Origin of the sequence: Streptomyces sp. rh34 (genome assembly GCF_002551245.1) — a bacterium.
Taxonomy (GTDB): domain Bacteria; phylum Actinomycetota; class Actinomycetes; order Streptomycetales; family Streptomycetaceae; genus Streptomyces.
Window position 1 is genome coordinate 1 of sequence record NZ_NTGZ01000015.1, and the last position, 17,034, is coordinate 17,034.

Sequence of the window (17,034 nt, forward strand, 5' to 3'; positions counted from 1 at the left end):
AGCGGCCGGACGAACTCCCACTCAGCATCCGACAGTTCATGGCGACGTATCACGAAACCATGATCCACCAGCGACGATCATTTGAAGACACCGCCTAGGGCGTCCAGACACACGTTGGTGGCGATGCGGTACACCCATGAGCGCAGGGACGACCTGCCCGCGAACTGCCCGGCATTCTGCCGAGCGCGGACGAGGGTCTGCTGAGCGGCATCCTCGACTTCTGCGTACGACCCCAGCATGCGATAGCAGTAGCGAGCCAACTCGCCTCGGTACGCATCAAGTTCCAGCACCATCGCCCGCGCCTTGTCACCCATGTCGCTTCCCCGCTCCCGAGGACGCGCCACCTCAGCACGTGGCCAGGCGTGCCCACCCGACCGGCATAACGATAGGGCTGCGAGCATGCGCGGCAATCCCGAGGGCGGGCAAAGAGCGACCGCGAGTGCCGCGACAAGGGGTCAGGTGGTGCGGAGCTGGTGCAAGGCGCTTGGTGAGGTCTGGACAACGACGAACCCCCGGGTCGATGACCTGGGGGTTCGTGAAGAGCGGGTGACGAGAATCGAACTCGCGCTCTGAGCTTGGGAATCAACGGTGCTTGGGCGGTCGCATCCCCTACGACCTGCATGTTTGGTCGAGACGCGCGAGGTTGGCCTGGCCTCCAGGCGCCGTACTTGACCGCTGTTGTCCGCTTCGCTGGGCACGGATGGGGCACGACCCGGAGAGATCGGACGCCACGTCCGGAGGCGCCCGGCTCTCGCCCGCGCGGAGCCGTGCCCGGCACCAGCCTCCACTGCGCCCGGTCCCCAGAGGTCTCTGACGCTGGTCATTCCGCTTTGCTTAGCAGTTTGATGACGGCGTCCTTCAGGTCGTCATCCGACAAATCCTCCGGCTCCTTGAACTGCGGATCGATGGAGTAGTCCTCCAGCAGCGAGAAGACACGATCGAGAAGAGTTTCCAACGGATCGCGGACCCGCTCGCCCTGCTGTTGCGAACGACGACGTGCGTCGAGCCAACCGACGGCAAATTCCGCCCCCGTGCAGCGTCCGGCTGCTAGATCTCTCATAAGTGCCAGCTGCAGGCCCGTGGCGGTGGCCTCAGGAACGTCCCTCGGGTACTTCCAGGCGATGTGTCCGGGAGGAAACGATCGCGCGGTCGACTCCAGAGCGGGCCATTTCCGTGCTGCTGACCGAGCGTAACGGGCGAAGCGAGCACGCGCCTGGTCCACTCCCTCCGGCGCCGCTCCCGCGAGGAACTCCGACGTACCGGCGACCAAGGCGTAGCCCGGCCCGGGAAAGAGGACCGCGCCCTCCAGGTTCGCAGCGACGAGCAGAAGATCCGCAGGCAGCGAGACAAGGCCCGGATCGGCCGGCGGAAGACTCTCCGCAGAGGCGATTGCCCCGGCGGAGGGGTGAATCACCAGGACGGCGTCGGCGCCCGCAGTCCGGCATCCCTGGGTGATACGCCTGACGAGAGAGTCGTCCGTGCGACTGCCTGCCGGCACCGGGGTGACCTTCTTCTCTCCTGCCGCGAGCCATTGTCCGCTGAAGGCGCCCTGCCTGTCGAGAACAGTCATGGCACTTCCAGTTCCGCCCTCGTTCGACCCAATCACCATAGGAACCCTTTATCGATGATGCTTTGAAATTGCTTGTCGCCCAGTTTATAGCCCGACCAGAATTTTCCGGTGTCCGCGTGCAGCATGACCATCTTCTGAGTGGTCGGGTCAATGAAGCCGATCGCTTGCCCTTGGCCTCTGTAGTCGAATCGGTAAATCTTCGTGTCATCCGCTTTTATGTGAGCTCGCATGCTATCTTCGAACCTCTGGAGATTCGCCTTTTTGAGATTGCCCGGCTCGTCCAAGAAGTCTCCCGCATGGGCGTGAAATTTCTTGCTCATCACGCTCTGGCTGGAGAAGTCGGCTTTTTCTTCCCACCCTCCTCGGGGGCAGGGTCCGAGCCCCAGCGGATCGGACCAGGTGTGGGGGTTGTGGACGTAGGTACGGGGATTGGGCGCGGGCGAAAGACCGAGAGGGTCGGCTGTGAGGTAGCGCGCGGTCTGCGGATCGTAGTGCCGATGGTGGTTGTAGTGCAGGCCGCTCTCCGGGTCGTAGTACTGGCCGGGAAAGCGGAGCGGCGTGTAGGTCGTGCTGTCCCTCGGCCATGTCGTGCTGCCCCAGAGAGCCGCGCGGGACTGCCACCCCACGTTCCCGGTCTCATCGATGAGTTCGGTGGGGGTGCCAATCAGGTCGGTGGCGATCGCGAAGAATCGCTCGTCGATCACGTCCTGGCGCGTGTTCGAGGAAAGAATGCGCTCGGTCTGGGCGAGAGGGCGAATGCCGTCGTGATCCCAGGTGAGGGTGACCGGTCGAGGAAGCTCCGGAGACAACGTGGTCTGCTCGCAGAGCGTGGTGCCGTCCCAGGAGAAACGGATCTCCTCACCCGTGGGGTCACCCGTGTCGGACAGCCGGACTTTGCTTGTGCGGCGGCCAAGGGGGTCATAGCGGTAGAGCCACGTGATGTCGTCCGGGGTGGTCACCGATGTCAGGCGGTCCTCGACGTCCCACGTGTACCGCCAGGTGTCGGGCTTGCGGGACAGCCGTGTCTTCCGGCGGACGGTGACCCGGCCCAGAGCATCGTGCTCGAACCGGATCGCGCCGGCGTGAATGATCTCCGTGCCGGTGTAGGAACGGGGCCCCGTAGCCTCCTGGCCGGGATGGGAGGCAGTCCAGGACGCGGAAGTCTGATTTCCGTCGGCATCGTAGGCGTAGTTCTCGGCCCACCGGTCCGCCGTAACGGACACGACCCGGCCGACAGCGTCCAGGGTGAAGCGCGACATGCCGCGCAGTGTGTCGTCGACTGCCGTGAGCCGGTCGTCGGCGTCGTAGGTGTAGGACCGGCGGTTCACTGTGTCTTCGCCACGGAAGATGTGTTGTGCGACCAGCCTTCCAGCGTCGTCCCACGCCGAGTCGAAGGTCAGCTCGGGCCCGAGGCGCGCGTCAGTTCGCGGCCCGCCAGGTCGTGGGTGAATGCGATGGTCCGGCTGCCGCTGATCAGCTCGGTGAGCCGGTCGGAGGAGTCATAGGCGTACCTGGTGCGCTGACCGGTGGGTGTCATGCGCTCGGTCCGGCGGCCCAGCGCATCGTAGGTATAGGTGGTGACACGGCCGTCGGCTATCTCTGCTTTCACACGGCCGATTCGGTTGTACTGATAGAGCAGTTCGCTCTCCGGCCCCGCAGCATGGAGCAGGCGCCCGGCTCGGTCGTAGGAGAAGGTCGTCACCGCGCCCGCCGCGTCCTTGCGGGTCACTCGGCCGCACGCGTCGCGTTCGTACGTGATGGACTCACCCAGCGGGTTGGTGCGCGTGACTACCTGTCCGGCAGCGTCCGACTCGTAAGTGAGCGTGCGGCCGTCGAAGTCCGTCTCCGAAACGAGCCGCCCCGCAGGGTCGCGTGTGTACGACCACACCGAGCCCAGCGTGTTCCGGACCTGCGTGAGGTTGAGTTCGCCATCGTGCTGGAACTCGAAACTCGCTCCGTCAGGTGACCTGCTCGCCGAGAGAAGATCGAAGTGCGTGTACTCGAAGTGGGATTCCCGTCCGAGCGCGTCGACGTGACGCGTACAGTTCCCTTCGCCGTCGTAGGCCCAGGACTCCTTGGAACCGTCAGGGGTGGTGCGACCGGCCAGTTCTCCGTCGGCTGACCATTCCAGGACCGTGGTCGCACCCAGTGCGTCGGTTATCCGGACAGGGCGACCCAGGAGGTCCCGCTGGTAGCGGGTGGTGGCACCGACGGCGTCCGTGACCGCCACGGGCTGCCCTGACGCATTGCACCGTATCGAGGTGACCGCTCCGAGCGGGTCGGTCTTCCCGGTCAGGAATCCGGCAGCGTCATAGGTGTAGCGCGTTGTGTTGCCCATGGGATCGGTGACGGCGGTTCGATTACCGCGGTCGTCGAACTCCTGCAGCCAACGAGCACCGTCCTGAGCCGTGTATTGAGTCGGCAGGCCGAGCTGATCGAAGACGATGCGCTCCTCACTGCCGTCGGGATGGAGGACCGCGGTCTGTCTCCCCTCCCCGTCGTACTGGTGAGTTGTGGCGCGACCGAGTGGGTCGGTGAGCGTGAGCAGCCTTCCGCGGGCGTCGTGAGTGAAGCGAGTGGTACGGCCGAGCGGGTCCGTCGTGGAGAGGATGCGGCTGCCTCTGCCGACGAGATAGCGGGTGGTGTGACCGCGCGCGGTCGTCAGAGAGGTCGTGCGGTGGCCGGTTGCCGTGTCCGGATCGCTGTAGGCGAGGGTCATCTGCAGGTGACCGCCCTCACCTCCCTGTGCGATCACGCGGTCGTTGTTGTCGTAGGTGTAGTCGTAGCGGTGGTTGTTGGAGTCGATCCAGGCGGTGATCCGCCCCCGATCGTCGTAGATGAAGGTGAGTGTGGCGCCGGACGGTTTCGTGACGGTGGTGAGATCGCCACCCGTGTAGCCGTAGGACCTGATGGGGATGGCTGCCCCGGTCTCATCTCTCACACTCAGCACGGTGATCCCCGTTTCGGTGCTGGTGAGCGAGAGGCGGTACCCGGCGGAGTGGACGAGTTCCTGCGGTGTCCCGTCGTCGGTGCGGTCGATGCTGATGGCGTTGTCGTTGCGGTCACCGATCTGGACGAGCCAGGCGGTTCCGTCTTGGCCGGGTTCCGTTCCGTGAGGGGCGGAGAAGTACTTGGTCAGTCGAGTGTCGGGGTCGGTAAGGGTGTAGTCACCGGTTTCATCACGGTTCAGGGAATTCCGTGAGGTGCCGGATTCCGGGTGGGTGGGCAACCCGGGCAAGGGGTGGGGGTAAGTGATGAGCAGGCCGTCGGCGGTGACGTGAATGACGCCGTTGGCGTCGATCTCCAGGCGTTCGTCGACGGTGGAGGACCAGGAGGGTCCGAAGAACCGGCCAGCTGTGTATCCGGACTCGAAGCGACGCGTGAATGTCAGGGGCAGTACGCCGGGGAGCCTCACGTCGGTCTGAGGAAGGAACATGCGGCCGGAGGCGAGGTCGACCGGGTCGGTTCCCCCGCTGGTGCGCTCGCTGTCGGGCCGGTTGTGAGTTCCTTCGGGTGAACGGTTCTCCAGCTTGCGGGCGTCGGAGGCGATGTCGGCGGCCTCCTTCACCGCCCGGGCGCCCTTGACGCCGGCCCCGGCGCCGCCGGTGGCAACCGTGAGGGCGGCATCGGGGAGAAGCCGGCCGAAGCCTTCGGCGGGGTCCTTCATGAAGTCGTCGATCATCTGCTTGCCGGTGCCCCAGGGGTCGTTGGCGACCCGGACGAGCCCGGCGGCGGTGTTGTTGAGCGCGAGCCCGTATTCGGCGGGGTGGGTGATGTTGTACGGGTCCGTGGGGTTGACGCTGCGCGCGAAGTTCAGGATGCCGGCCGCGCCCTTGACGACGCCGCCGGCGATGTGGGTCTGGATCACCTGGTACTCGGTGAGGCCGTCCATGGCCTGCTCGGCGTACCGGGGCTTCGCCGGTGCGGTGTCCCGCGCCGCCGTTACCGCCTTGCGGGCGGTATCGGCCGCCGTGTTGCGCTGCTTACGCGCCTCCGCGAGCAGCTCTTGCGCCTCCTCCATCCGCCCCGTGCCCGGATCACTGAACGCGCCGGGCTTCGGCGGCAGAGTGGAGGGATCGCGCTCGTCGGAGGGCTTGGCGTTGTAGGCGTCGACGGCCTTGTTGTACGTGGTCGTCTTCTCGTTGTACGCGTCCCTGGCGTCCTCGGACGCCTTGGTCCCGGCCTTCCACTTGTCGATCGCGGTCTGCGCCTGCCCCTGCGCCCACTCGACGGTCCCGGCGAAGGAGTCGAGCGCGGCGGCGGCCTTCTCGAAGGCGTCGGCGGCCTTGAACCACTTGGGCGGCTCGATCGAGACCGAGTTCCGGAAGGCATCAGCGGCCTGCCCCTTGAGTGCGGAGGAGTCCACGCCTTTGAGCCCGCCGCCGACCTTGTCGAACGAGCCCTGGAGGTTGCGTAGATGGGTGGCGCTGGAACGGACCTTGGACGGGCTGCCGTAGATGAGCTTGGTCTTGTCCTCGGTCTGCCCGAGGTCCATCTCGTCGACCTCGGCGCCCATCCGGTTCGCCACGGACCGGGACTTCTCCCGGACCCAGTCCGCCCCGGACTCCCAGCCGGCGTCCTCCAGGCGGTCACCGGTCCAGTTCCCGGCGTCCTCGACCCGGTCACCGGCCCACTCGACGCCGTCCTCGATCGCGTCCTCGACGACATCGGGCGTGATGTCACTGACGAAATCCTTGAACCCCATGGCCTAGCTCCCCCCGCCGCCCTGATCTTGCTGCTGTCGGGCGCGTTCCTCGGGTGAGGGCCCGAATGTGTCGTCCACGGACCGGTCGAACGCCTCCTGGTCCACACCGAACATCTCGTTGAGCTGGTCGGCCTGACGTCCGCCGTTCCCCTCGGTGACGAGCGCCCGGCCGGTGTCCTTCCAGGTCTGCCCGGCCTCGTCTGCCGTCCGCTCGAACGACTCCTGGCTGTAGTCGGGGCTCAGATAGTCGGGGGTCAGCACATCCCCCCACCCCTGCTGCACGATCTCGTCCTCGGAGGCGTGCGGATTCCCGACACCGGCGTTCACGGCGATCTTCAGCGTGCCCTGGACGTACTGGTCCTCCTCCCACACGATCCCCGCCGCGAGCCCGAGCTTCGCCGCGATCGCGTTGGCGTCCTGGACCAGCGCCCGGACTCCCCACTCCCACCGCTCGCAGAAGTCCTCGAAGTCCACCGACAGCCCGTGATGCCCGGCCTCCATCCCGGTCATCGACAGCTCCGAAAGCCCCTTGCCCAGCACCGCCCCCGTACCAGTGCCGATCTCCTTCAACTCCGCCACGGCCTCACGCAGCCCGGTGGTGATCTGCTGAACACTGATCGGATCGACGTTGAGGTCCTCCGCCCCCGTACCGCTCACAGGTCATGCCCCCTGTCCGCTTCGTCCGCGTCGACGGCGACGGCATCCGGAACGATCCCCACCACCGGCGGAAACAACATCGCCCCGTCCGGATCGGCCACATTCACCGCGACCCCGGCCGGCACCCCCATGGCCGGAATGACCTCATCCAGCAACCGCGCGCCCCGGAACACGGCATACTCCCAGGCCCTCTCCGTAGCCCCGGCCCCGTGCATACCGGTCCGAGCCTCGACGAACCGGGCCAAAGCCGCTTCATCGGTGAACCCGCACACCCACCGCACCCCACCGAACTCGGCGGTCCAGAGCCCACCACGGTCGAACGGCACCAGCACCAACGACCGCCGTAGCTCACCCACCAGAGCCTGCGGATCACCGACCCCCGCCCGCCGCTCGGCTATCCGATCCGCCAGCGCTGCCTCGTCACCCACTGGAAGCCCTCCCGGCCCGCGAGCTGTGACCTTCACTTCCGCACACGCTAGAGCACCACGCCCACCCGCAACCACGCGGTTCCAGCTGTCCGCACGGCCTCCACACACGAGTCAGAGCCGGCGCTGAACGCAAAAGGGCCCTGGTCATCGACCAGGGCCTTTATCGAAGAGCGGGTGACGAGAATCGAACTCGCGCTCTGAGCTTGGGAATCAACGGTTCTTGGGCTGCCAGAGGGGCTATGACCTGCGCTTTCCCATGAGGGAGCTTGGGTTTCCATGGTCTCTGGAAGCTGTACCTGACCGCTGTTGTCCGCTCTGCCGGGCATGGATGGGGCACGAGGTCAGCGGTGCTGCGGACTCTGCCAGGGGGTGCTCCGGGTGGGCCGGCGCGTCAGAGAGGGATGATGCGGACCTGGTCTCCGCAGAGTTTGGTCATGTCGTCGCTGTCGGAGGTCAAGAGGGCGACGGGTTTCTGCTGACGCAGGGCGACCTCGGCGACCGTGGCGTCGATGGCGTACTTGTGTCCGTGCAGCCCAGCCCCTTTGACGAGTTCTGCTGCCGCTTTCGCCGCTTGTTCGGTGACCGGCTCCACCTTGACGCGGGAGAGGGCCCAGTTCAGACGGGGCATGTTGGTGCGGGAGTGAGTGACTTCCACGATGGTGTTGGCCCCGATCGCCAGGTCGGCGCCCATGTCGTGGAAGACCTGAAGCATCGCTAGGAGCTTGCGGTCCTGCGCGATCCAGGCGGAGAGCCCTTCCGAGTCCAGGATGACGGTTTCGATGCGCTCGCTCACGCGGCGTCCGCGTTATCGGAGGAACCGGCAGCACCGAAGATCTTCGAGCGGGCCTCGGTAAGCTCCTCGTCCCTGAAGGGGCCGTGTTCTTCCTCATGGCGGCGGAGGTCGTCGCCCAGGAGCTGGTGCCGGATCTGGCGGGCTACGGCCTCCGCCACGTAGCCGGAGACGTTGTCCGTGAGCTTGCGGAGCTCCGCCACCTGGTCGCTGGGGAGCGTGACGGTGATACGAGTCGTCGATGACATACTCAGAGCATACCGGAGTATGCGTGAAGTCGAACGCGATGGCTGTCCAGGTTCCGACCGAGTAGCTGCGAAGCCAGTCAAGTGTTAATGCGGATGCATCTGTGAGTTCGCCGCGAGGGAGACCTGTGCTTTCAAGAGTCGATGAGGTGCGTAAACAGTGTGCCCAGGTCTCCCTGTTGGCGCCGTAGCGTCAGGTTGAGGAGTTGAGTACTGCAAGTACTCATGGAGTTTTCTCGAGAGGGGCGTTCTACGCTCACACCCAACGAACGGCCCGCCAGGGCCACTTCGAAGGGATGTCGGACGAGATGAAGAAGAGCACCGATGAACATGAGGGCACGCGCCTGCTTACCCGCATGCAGATCGCGGTACTGGCAGGGGTGACACGGGCTGCGGTCACCACCTGGGAGCGGCGTGCTGCAGACTTTCCCGCCCCTAGGCGGACATCTGGCCAGGACTACTTCCTTGAGTTCGAGGTCCTGAGCTGGCTCGACGGGCGACGTGTGCCCTCGCACCGGCGTGCGCAGGGGGAGGACGAGTTCATCACCTACGGTGTGCGTGCTCGGCGGCGCAGAGCGTCCGGCTCCGTCGCGGCCCAGCCTCAGCCCACGTCCCTGCTCCCGCCCGGGCCCGGTACTCGGGATGACCTCGGCACGAGGGACGCCGAGATCATCGGCAACCTCATGGGCCCGTTGGCCGAGAGGGTGGGAGGCCCGGACAGGGAGGTTGCCTACCTGAACCTGCTCGCGGCTCTGCACTTCCTGCATGTGACGCAGCCCTCCAGCTGGCAGGCGGTCAAGGGCTACGCCACATCCAGCGGCGATCGGCGGTCGAGCAGCGACCTGCTCAGGCTGGTCGGCTCGCAGACGGACAAGGCACTGCACGCCATGGGATCGCTGCCGGAGACACGGGACGCCTTGGTGCGCCTGGAGCCCAGAAGGTTCGAGGACATCGTGGAAGCCGTGCGGTTGGTTGGCCTGCTGAGCCCTCGTGCCTTTCAGTTGATCGTAAAAGGCTACGAGGAAACGGCGCGGCTGGGCAGTCGTGAATTCTTCACTCCGCTCCCTGTGGCACAGCTGATGGCGGGGCTGGGGCTGGCCGCTCGAAGTTCCTCTGCCACGAGCGTGTACGACCCCTACCTCCGCGGTGGCGAGCTTCTTGGCGCGGCGGTGGACATGTCGGTGCGGGCAGTGAGCGGAAACGTCCTCGACGGTGTGCCTCTGCCCCGGCTGCTCGGACAGACACCCAGGCGTGCGACCTTGCCACTGGCGAGCATGAACCTGGCGTTGCGTGGGGTCCGGTTCGCGCTTCAGCTCAGAGCAGGTGGGCGGCCGTGGGAACGGGCATGGCCGCCGGAGCCGGTCGACCTGGTGCTCACGAATCCTCCCTTCAACATGAAGGATTCCCTGCAGGAGACCACACGTACAGGAACCTGGAGGTACGGGGCCCCACCGGTCGGCAATGACAACTTCGCCTACCCGCAATACGCCTTGTCCGTGCTTGCCGAGGGCGGACGTGCCGCCGTGGTGATGCCTAACAAGGCCGGTAATTCAGGGAATGCGGCAGAGGCGGCGATCCGTGGAGCGATGGTGGAACGGGGTGTCGTGGAATGCGTTGTCGCCCTGCCCGACAAGCTCTTCTCGGGAACCTCCGTGCCGGTGTGCGTCTGGCTACTGCGCCACCCGGCCGACGCCGGGGACGACGTCTTGTTCTTGGATGCACGTGACCTGGGTGCTGTACAGCGCGGTGGACGACGCGTGCTCGCGGACGATGACGTCCGCTCCGTCCTCGACGCATACGGGGGCCACTGGGGGAGAGGGGCTGTCGATCTGCGTGATTCTCCCGCGACGGCCGTACCCGGTACCCGGGTCGACAGAGAAGCCCTGCGCGATGCCGGATATTCCCTCAACCCGATCGATCACATGGGAGGCCCGGTTCAACGGGCGATCGGTCAGTCAAGCCGTGCAGCGGAGACGACCTGGGCCGAGGTGGCTTCGCTGACCGCACGGTGTCGGCAAATGGACGAGCGCACCGGTCAGCTACAGGCCCGGCTCAACACTGATCGTGTGCGTCGGGCGACCTGGCGCAGCGTGACTCTGGCGGAGTTGTGCGACATCCAACTCGGGGCGTCTCACGCGCTGTTGGCACCTAAGGACAGAATTCCTGACGGCACAGTGCCCGTTGTCTCACCCAAGCACCTCCGGGATGGGCGGTTGAGCGACACCATTGACGAACGCGTCTCGCCGGAACGTGCCGCCCGGCTGGATACCTACCGGCTTGAGGCTGGGGACATCGTCTGTGTCCGTGCAGGTGCCATGGGCCCGCCGGCCATGGTCACCGAGGAACAGACCGGGTGGCTCATGAGCTCCAACGTGATCAGGCTCCGTTGTCGCGAGGGCACCGGCGGTCTGCCCGACTACCTGCACGCCGCCCTGGGGCTCCCGGAAGCCGTCGGCCGGGTCAGGGACCGCGCGGCAGCCACCGCCGCTCCGTTCATCACCAAGGCCGCGCTGGGACGTCAGGAAGTGCTGTTGCCGCCCCTCGACGTGCAGGCGGAATTCGCAGCACTGCTGGCCCTCCTCCACGAAAGGTCCGCCGTCCACCGGGAGCTGTCGAGAGCCCTCACTCACGCCAAAGGGCTGGTCCTACGACATCTCTCGGACATGTCCAACTCCAGCCCCTTCACTGTCTGACCATCCGCCGACCCGGCCTCCAGAGGCTGCGAAAGGGAGACCAGGAATGACCACCTCCGATGCCACGCGCCCGTCCGCAACGGTCACGAGGGCGCTCTGGCTGCTGATCATCGCTCTCTTCTCCACGCTGGTTGCCACCTGCGTGGCCGCGTTGAAGCACGCGGCTGGCGCAGGCACCCCTGACGTGATCCTGTCCGCAGGAACTGCATTCGGCGCAGCAGCAGGACTTTGCTTTGCTGCAGTGGGAACGGTTTCGGCCCTACGGAGGTAGGCAGCAGGAACCAGGACATCAATAAAGCCCCAGGCTCCTGGCCTGGGGCTTTGTCTGGAGCGGGTGACGAGAATCGAACTCGCGCTCTGAGCTTGGGAATCAGCGGTGCTCGGGCTGTGAAAGAGCCTCCGACCTGTGTTCTCCCGTTCGGTGCGGTGTTTGGCTACGGTCTCTGGGAACCGCACCTGACCGCTGTTGTCCGCTCGGCTGGGCACGGATGGGGCACGGGTGCCCGCATCCGTGGACTGCTTCGCAATCCTGTCCCTCACCGAGTGCGGCACGCACCTTCCAAGCAGCCTCGTCCATGCCAACCCAGAGTGCTCACGGCAGGGGCGGTCAAGATGGCTGCCTCCGTGGTTACAGATCGTTAGCCGATCCGTCGATGGCTGGGCCGCAGCCTTCGGGAAGGTTCGCGGCGATCAACGCCACTGCCTCCTCCACCGTCTCGGGCTCCCCGAGAACCGTGCCGTCGGACTGGCGGACGACCATGAACCCGCCCCCGGCGCGTGGGAACAGGCTGCCCACGTCGTGCGGCCGCGGGTGGCGAATGCATCGGCTGAGGTACAGCGCGCCGTGGCTGACCGTCGGAAACAGTTCCCGCAGGCGAGGGTTTGCGTAGGCCGCCCGGGGCATGGCGGGATCGATCAGGCCGTCCTCGGAGTCGAGGATGTCCTTCCACTCAGTCGCGACGATCTCAGCAGCCCGCGCGAGAGCTTCATCATTTGTCATTCGTCAGTCCATTACCTTCGGGGCTTAGGGGGTTGTATCTCGGGGATGTCCGGCTTCGGGACATCCTTGATCTCCTCATTGCCTGAGTACCACCGTATTTCCTCCCACGGGCGGCCGATCGGTTCGTCATCGTCGAACATCAAGCTCGACTCGTACATGCGCACGTTGCGCGCGACGACGCTCATCTCCCAGGCCGTCCCCAACCCGTCACTCGGCCAGTTCTGGGGTGCGGTGCCGAACGGCTGCCCGTTCCGGACAGCGGTTTGGAAGGCGTCCACGATGGTCTCCGGGGTGTTCCAGTTGCCGTACTCGCCTCTACTGTTGGGCATACCGTCGAGCGTGATGGACAAGGTGGTGTCGCGATCTCCCACTGCGGCCATGACGTTCGTCATCCAGATCGGCCCGCTTGCCTCGACCCCGGCGTAGTCCGACCCGTTATAGGTGTGGGCACCCGGATCACCGTTGGCGCGGAGATGTGCTGCGAGAGAATTCGAGGCGTGGTCGGGCTTCTGGTTGATGCCCAGCACCACGCTGTGCTTGTGCTCCCCGCTCCGGTGGGGGCATCCTGCCAGCCCCAGCGGGTCGATCCACCGCGTCGGGTCGTCGACATAGGTGACCGCGTTCGGGGCCGGGGTCAGACCGAGCGGGTCGGGGGAGAGGTAGCGGCCCGACTCGGGGTCGTAGTAGCGGTGGCGGTTGTAGTGGAGGCCCGACTCCGGGTCGAAGTACTGGCCGGGGAAGCGCAGGGGCGTGTACGCGTCGGCGTCGCGGTTCCATGACGTGGCTCCCCATAGGGCGGAACGGGTGCGCCACGCCACCTCGCCCTGTTCGTCAACCAGTTCACGAGGCGTGCCGATGAGGTCGGTGATGATCGCGAAGAAGCGGCTGTCGACTTCCGCCTGGTCCACGAGCCGGCGTTCCACCTGGGTCACCGGCTTCACGCCGTCGTGGTCCCAGGTGAGGGCGACGGAATCCGGGGAGCCCGTCGTGGACGTGGTCTGTTCGCAGAGGGTGTCGCCGTCCCAGGTGAAGGTCACCTCCTCGACCCCCGTCGCCCCGTCCTCGGCCAGGCGCTGCTTGGCCGAGCGCCGTCCCAGGGCGTCGTAGAGGTAGCGCCAGCGCGTACCGTCCGGCGTGGTGACCGAGACGAGGCGGTCCTCCGCGTCCCAGTCGTAGTGCCAGGTCTCGGGCTTGCGGGAGAGGCGGGTCTTCTGGCGCAGGATCACCCGGCCTTGGGCGTCGTGCCCGTACCGGACACGGCCTGCACGGGTGATGCGCGTTCCGGCGTACTCGCGCGGGCCGGAGGCGTCGCCCGCACCGGGCCAGGAGGCACTGGTCTGGTTCCCGGCCTCGTCGTACGCGTACCGCTCCGACCAGTTCTCCGCCGTGACGCCGGTGACCCGGCCGTCACCGGAGCCCTCCAGTCGCTTGCGGCCTCCGGTCAGCTCTTCTGCCGAAGCGAGATGGCCGTCGGGACGGTACGTGTACGTGCGGCGTTGGAGGACCCGGTCACCGGTCGTCCGGACGAGCTGGTCGATCAGACGCCCCGCCGGGTCGTACGCGAGGTCGACGGTCAGCGCGTCACCGATCCGACGGCCGGTCTCGCGACCCGTCTCGTCGAAGTGGAAGCCCAGCCGGTGGCCGGAGGCGGTCAGCTCGGCGGTGCGACCGGCCGGGAAAGACCAGGAGCTGACGGCACCGGACGGGGTGACACGACGGGTGCGCCGCCCGGTTTCGTCGTAGGTGTTGACCAGTTCGCGGCCGTCGCACACCTCCCGCAGGACCCTGCCCGAGCTGTCCCGTACGTACGACAGCTCGCTGTCCGGGCCCGTCGCCGAGGCGAGGCGTCCGTGGATGTCGTAAGCGAAACGCGTGACGCTCCCGTCGGCGTCCTTGGCGGTGACCCTGCCCGCGAGGTCGCGTTCGTAGCGGACCGTCTGGCCGAGACCGTTCGTACGGGAGATGAGTTGGCCGCAGGAGTCGTGGGAATAGCGGAGGGTGCGGCCGTCGTAGTCGGTCTCCGCGCTGGTACGGCCTGCCGCGTCGTAGGTGTAGTCCCAGGTCAGACCCTGGGGGTTGGTGACCCGGGTGAGGCGCAACTCGGTGTCGTGGGTGAACTCCTGGCGCGCGCCGCCCGGTGAGGTGCGGGCGGAGACCAGGTCGAAGTGGGTGTACTCGAATCGGGTCTCGCCGCCTGCCGTGTCGGTGTGCGCGAGGCAGTTGCCCTCTCCGTCGTACGTCCACGACTGCTGCGAGCCGTCGGGGTCCGTCCGGCGGGCGAGCTTGCCCTCGACCGTCCACTCCAGCTCGGTCGTGCGGCCTTGGGGGTCGGTGATGCGCACCGGGCGTCCGAACGCGTCCCGGACGTAGCGGGTGACCGTACCGAGCGGCCCGCGGACCGCCAGCGGTAGACCGGCCGCGTCACAGCGCAGCCGGTCCAGCGCGCCCAGGGAGTCGTCAACTCCGATGAGCTGGCCCTGCGGGCCGTGGCTGAGGCGGGTCGTCGTACCGTTCGGCCGGGTGAAGAGCGTCGGGTTGCCCCGGTCGTCGTACTCCTGCCGCGATGTCGCGCCGTCGGGGCCGGTGACGGTGGCGAGCTGGTTCAGCTCGTTGTACTCGATCCGGGCGTCGGTGCCGTCGGGGTGCTCGACCCGGACCGGGTTTCCACGATCGTCGTAGGTGTACGTGGTGGTACGACCGAGGGGGTCGGTCCGGGACAGCAGCCGGTCGTACCGGTCGAAGCTGCGGTGGGTGACGCCGCCCAGCGCATCGATCTCCGCGACGGCCTGGAGCCGGTCGTTGAACTGGTAGATCTTGGTCGCGCCGAGGGAGTCCGTGTACCGGCTGACGCGGTCGCCCGTCTCCGGATGGACGTCGTAGGCGAACGTGGACGACAGATAGCCGTCCGGGCCGACCGTGCGGACCACGCGGCCGGCATCGTCGTACACATAGCGGAACGTGGAGTCGTTACGGTCGGTCCACGAGGTGATCCGGTCGTCCGGGTCGTACGTGAAACGCAGCGGCAGACCGGACGAGTTGATGACGGCGTCGAGGTTGCCGAGAGGGTCGTAGCCGTAGCGCATGACCGTGACGGGACCGTCCGGCGTACGCAAGGACAGCTCACGTACGCGGGAGTCCTCGACGGCCAGGGCGACCCGGTAGCCCCCGGAGTGGACGACGGCGGTCGGACTGCCGTCCCCGAGGCGGGCGAAGTCGATCCGGTTGAGGTTGCGGTCCTCGATCTCCCTGAGCCAGTAGGCGGGGGACGCGTTGTACGGGCCGCCGCGGAATGAGCGCGTCAGACCGGAACGGGGATCGGTGACGAGATAGGTGGTTTCGCCGTTGCTCTGGCCTCCGTGCCGCAGGGGGAGCCGTGGGCCCTCCACGGGGAGCACCCCGTCGTCGTCCTCGGGCAGGGGGAGTCGCGGATAGACGAGGAGCGAACCGTCCTCCCGGGACCACACCGCGCCCCCGCCGAGCGGGTCCAGCTCGATCCGCTCGTCCAGCGTGGAGGCCCAGCTGCGCCCGAACCACTGGCCGTAGCGATAGCCGGAGAGATGAGTCCGGCGTAGGACGAAAGGAAGGACTCCGGGCAGGGCCAGGTCGGTCTGCGGCAGGGTCATCTCTCCGGTGGCGACATCCACCGGGTCGTTCTCGCAGGTCTTCTTCTCCAGCGAGATGGCGTTACGGCGGGGCTCGTCCTTGGCGTTCTTCAGCGCGTCGGCCTTGGTGCGGGTGGAGTTCCGGGGCGCATCGGGGCGCGGGCCGTCTTCCTTGTCGCCCTTACGTACCTTCACGCCCTTGGACATCATCTCCTTGATGTCCAGTTCGATCTTCTTCTGGTTCTCGGAGATCTCCCTGACCGCTTTCGGCAGTGTTTTGCCGAAGTGGTCGCCCATGGCCTTGTTGGCCTTGCCGAGCGCCTTCATGGCCTTGTCGATCACGGGGTCCAGGGCGCCGGCGATGTCGTCCTTGCCTCGACTTCGTCCATGATGCGTCCTGGCCTTGGACAACTTCCCCGCGGTCTTGCCGTGAACGTCGACGCTGACCAGGTTCAGCTTTGTGCCGGCGCGGGTGTGCTCCGCGTGCTCGATGTGGACGCCCTTGCCGGCTGCGGGCCCGGGGCCGGGGCCGTCGGCCGAAGCGAGCTGGAGGGAATCCTTGGCCCCCGCCACTCCTTCGTTGAAGCCCTCCTTGCCCGACTGGCCGACTTGGTTCATGTCGACGCCGTCCTGGAGGCCGAGCATGTTGGCGCCGACCTGCACCGCCAGATCCGCGGCCATGTTCTCCAGCGCGGCGACGGCCGGTTCGGTCAGGGCGGAGACGATGTAACCGACGACCTCCTCCATGCATTCCTTGATGATCCGGCGAATGGCCTGCTGGGCGACCGCGATGGCCGCCCCGCCGATGAGCATGGACAGCCCGCCGGTCACCGGTATCAGCGCCATGGAGATGCCGGCCTTGCCGGCGAGCACGCCCAGGTGGACGATTGCCGCGTACTTCATGGCTTCGATCGCCGTGGCCGCGTTGTCCAGTGCGCCGGCGATCGTGCGAGCGCCACTGGCCAGGTCCTTCACGTGCTTGTTCTTGACCTTGCCCCAGTGCCCGCTGAGTGCGTCGAGGGCTTCACCGCTGCCGGAGGACAGCAGACGTTGCACGTGTTGGTTGGCAAGGTGACCGTCGTCCTCGACATCGTCGGCGAACTCCCGGAGCGCGTCGGCCATGTCCCGGTACGCGTCTTCGTCGACGTTCGGCCAGTTGATCCCGATGAGGTCAAGCATGGTGTCGGCCCAATCGGGCACGGTTACGGCCACAGTACGAAGTCCCCCCGTGCAAAGCTGCGTTCACTGAATGCAGATGCGAACAGGATCTCATTCCTGCACCGCGATACCAAGATCGTCTAGTTCCGACGCGCTCAGGCGGGCGGGCAGTTGTGAGGTGAAACC

At 66.6% G+C, this 17,034-nt stretch carries 8 protein-coding genes and 2 pseudogenes; 1 reads left to right on the forward strand and 9 read right to left on the reverse strand.

Features of this window, described 5'->3' with window-relative positions:
- Window positions 1-95 precede the first annotated feature (95 nt).
- The 7 genes and pseudogenes from CR470_RS05530 to CR470_RS05560 form a co-directional block, all read right to left on the reverse strand.
- Window positions 96-314, reverse strand: a pseudogene (locus tag CR470_RS05530) (sigma factor); the annotation flags it as partial.
- Window positions 315-820: 506 nt separating this feature from the next.
- On the reverse strand, window positions 821-1,570 hold the full coding sequence (locus CR470_RS05535; RefSeq protein ID WP_097866452.1) for a hypothetical protein: 750 nt from the start codon (window positions 1,568-1,570) through the stop codon (window positions 821-823).
- Window positions 1,571-1,602: 32 nt separating this feature from the next.
- Window positions 1,603-6,275 (reverse strand): annotated as a pseudogene (locus CR470_RS05540) (putative T7SS-secreted protein).
- Between the two features lie 3 nt (window positions 6,276-6,278).
- Window positions 6,279-6,932 carry a hypothetical protein gene (locus CR470_RS05545; RefSeq protein ID WP_097866453.1) on the reverse strand — a complete coding sequence of 218 codons (654 nt, stop codon included), beginning with the start codon at window positions 6,930-6,932 and terminating at the stop codon, window positions 6,279-6,281.
- A complete protein-coding gene (locus CR470_RS05550; RefSeq protein WP_097866454.1) occupies window positions 6,929-7,360 on the reverse strand; it encodes a hypothetical protein in 432 nt (143 codons plus the stop codon). The genes CR470_RS05545 and CR470_RS05550 overlap by 4 nt, the downstream gene beginning before the upstream one ends.
- Before the next feature lie 391 nt (window positions 7,361-7,751).
- A complete protein-coding gene (locus CR470_RS05555) occupies window positions 7,752-8,153 on the reverse strand; it encodes a type II toxin-antitoxin system VapC family toxin (RefSeq protein WP_097866455.1) in 402 nt (133 codons plus the stop codon).
- Complete coding sequence (locus tag CR470_RS05560; protein ID WP_097866456.1) at window positions 8,150-8,398, reverse strand: type II toxin-antitoxin system CcdA family antitoxin; 249 nt, start codon at window positions 8,396-8,398, stop codon at window positions 8,150-8,152. The genes CR470_RS05555 and CR470_RS05560 overlap by 4 nt, the downstream gene beginning before the upstream one ends.
- Before the next feature lie 305 nt (window positions 8,399-8,703).
- Between CR470_RS05560 and CR470_RS05565 the strand changes: the two genes are divergently transcribed.
- On the forward strand, window positions 8,704-11,088 hold the full coding sequence (locus CR470_RS05565) for a type I restriction-modification system subunit M/S (protein WP_143663773.1): 2,385 nt from the start codon (window positions 8,704-8,706) through the stop codon (window positions 11,086-11,088).
- Between the two features lie 628 nt (window positions 11,089-11,716).
- Here CR470_RS05565 and CR470_RS05570 read toward each other — a convergent pair.
- Together CR470_RS05570 and CR470_RS05575 are read right to left on the reverse strand one after the other, a co-directional pair.
- Complete coding sequence (locus tag CR470_RS05570) at window positions 11,717-12,088, reverse strand: DUF6193 family natural product biosynthesis protein (RefSeq protein ID WP_030815760.1); 372 nt, start codon at window positions 12,086-12,088, stop codon at window positions 11,717-11,719.
- An 11-nt stretch (window positions 12,089-12,099) separates the two neighbouring features.
- The gene (locus tag CR470_RS05575; protein WP_441350774.1) at window positions 12,100-16,902 is read right to left on the reverse strand and encodes an RHS repeat-associated core domain-containing protein; all 4,803 of its coding nucleotides are present in this window, start codon (window positions 16,900-16,902) and stop codon (window positions 12,100-12,102) included.
- Window positions 16,903-17,034 lie beyond the last annotated feature (132 nt).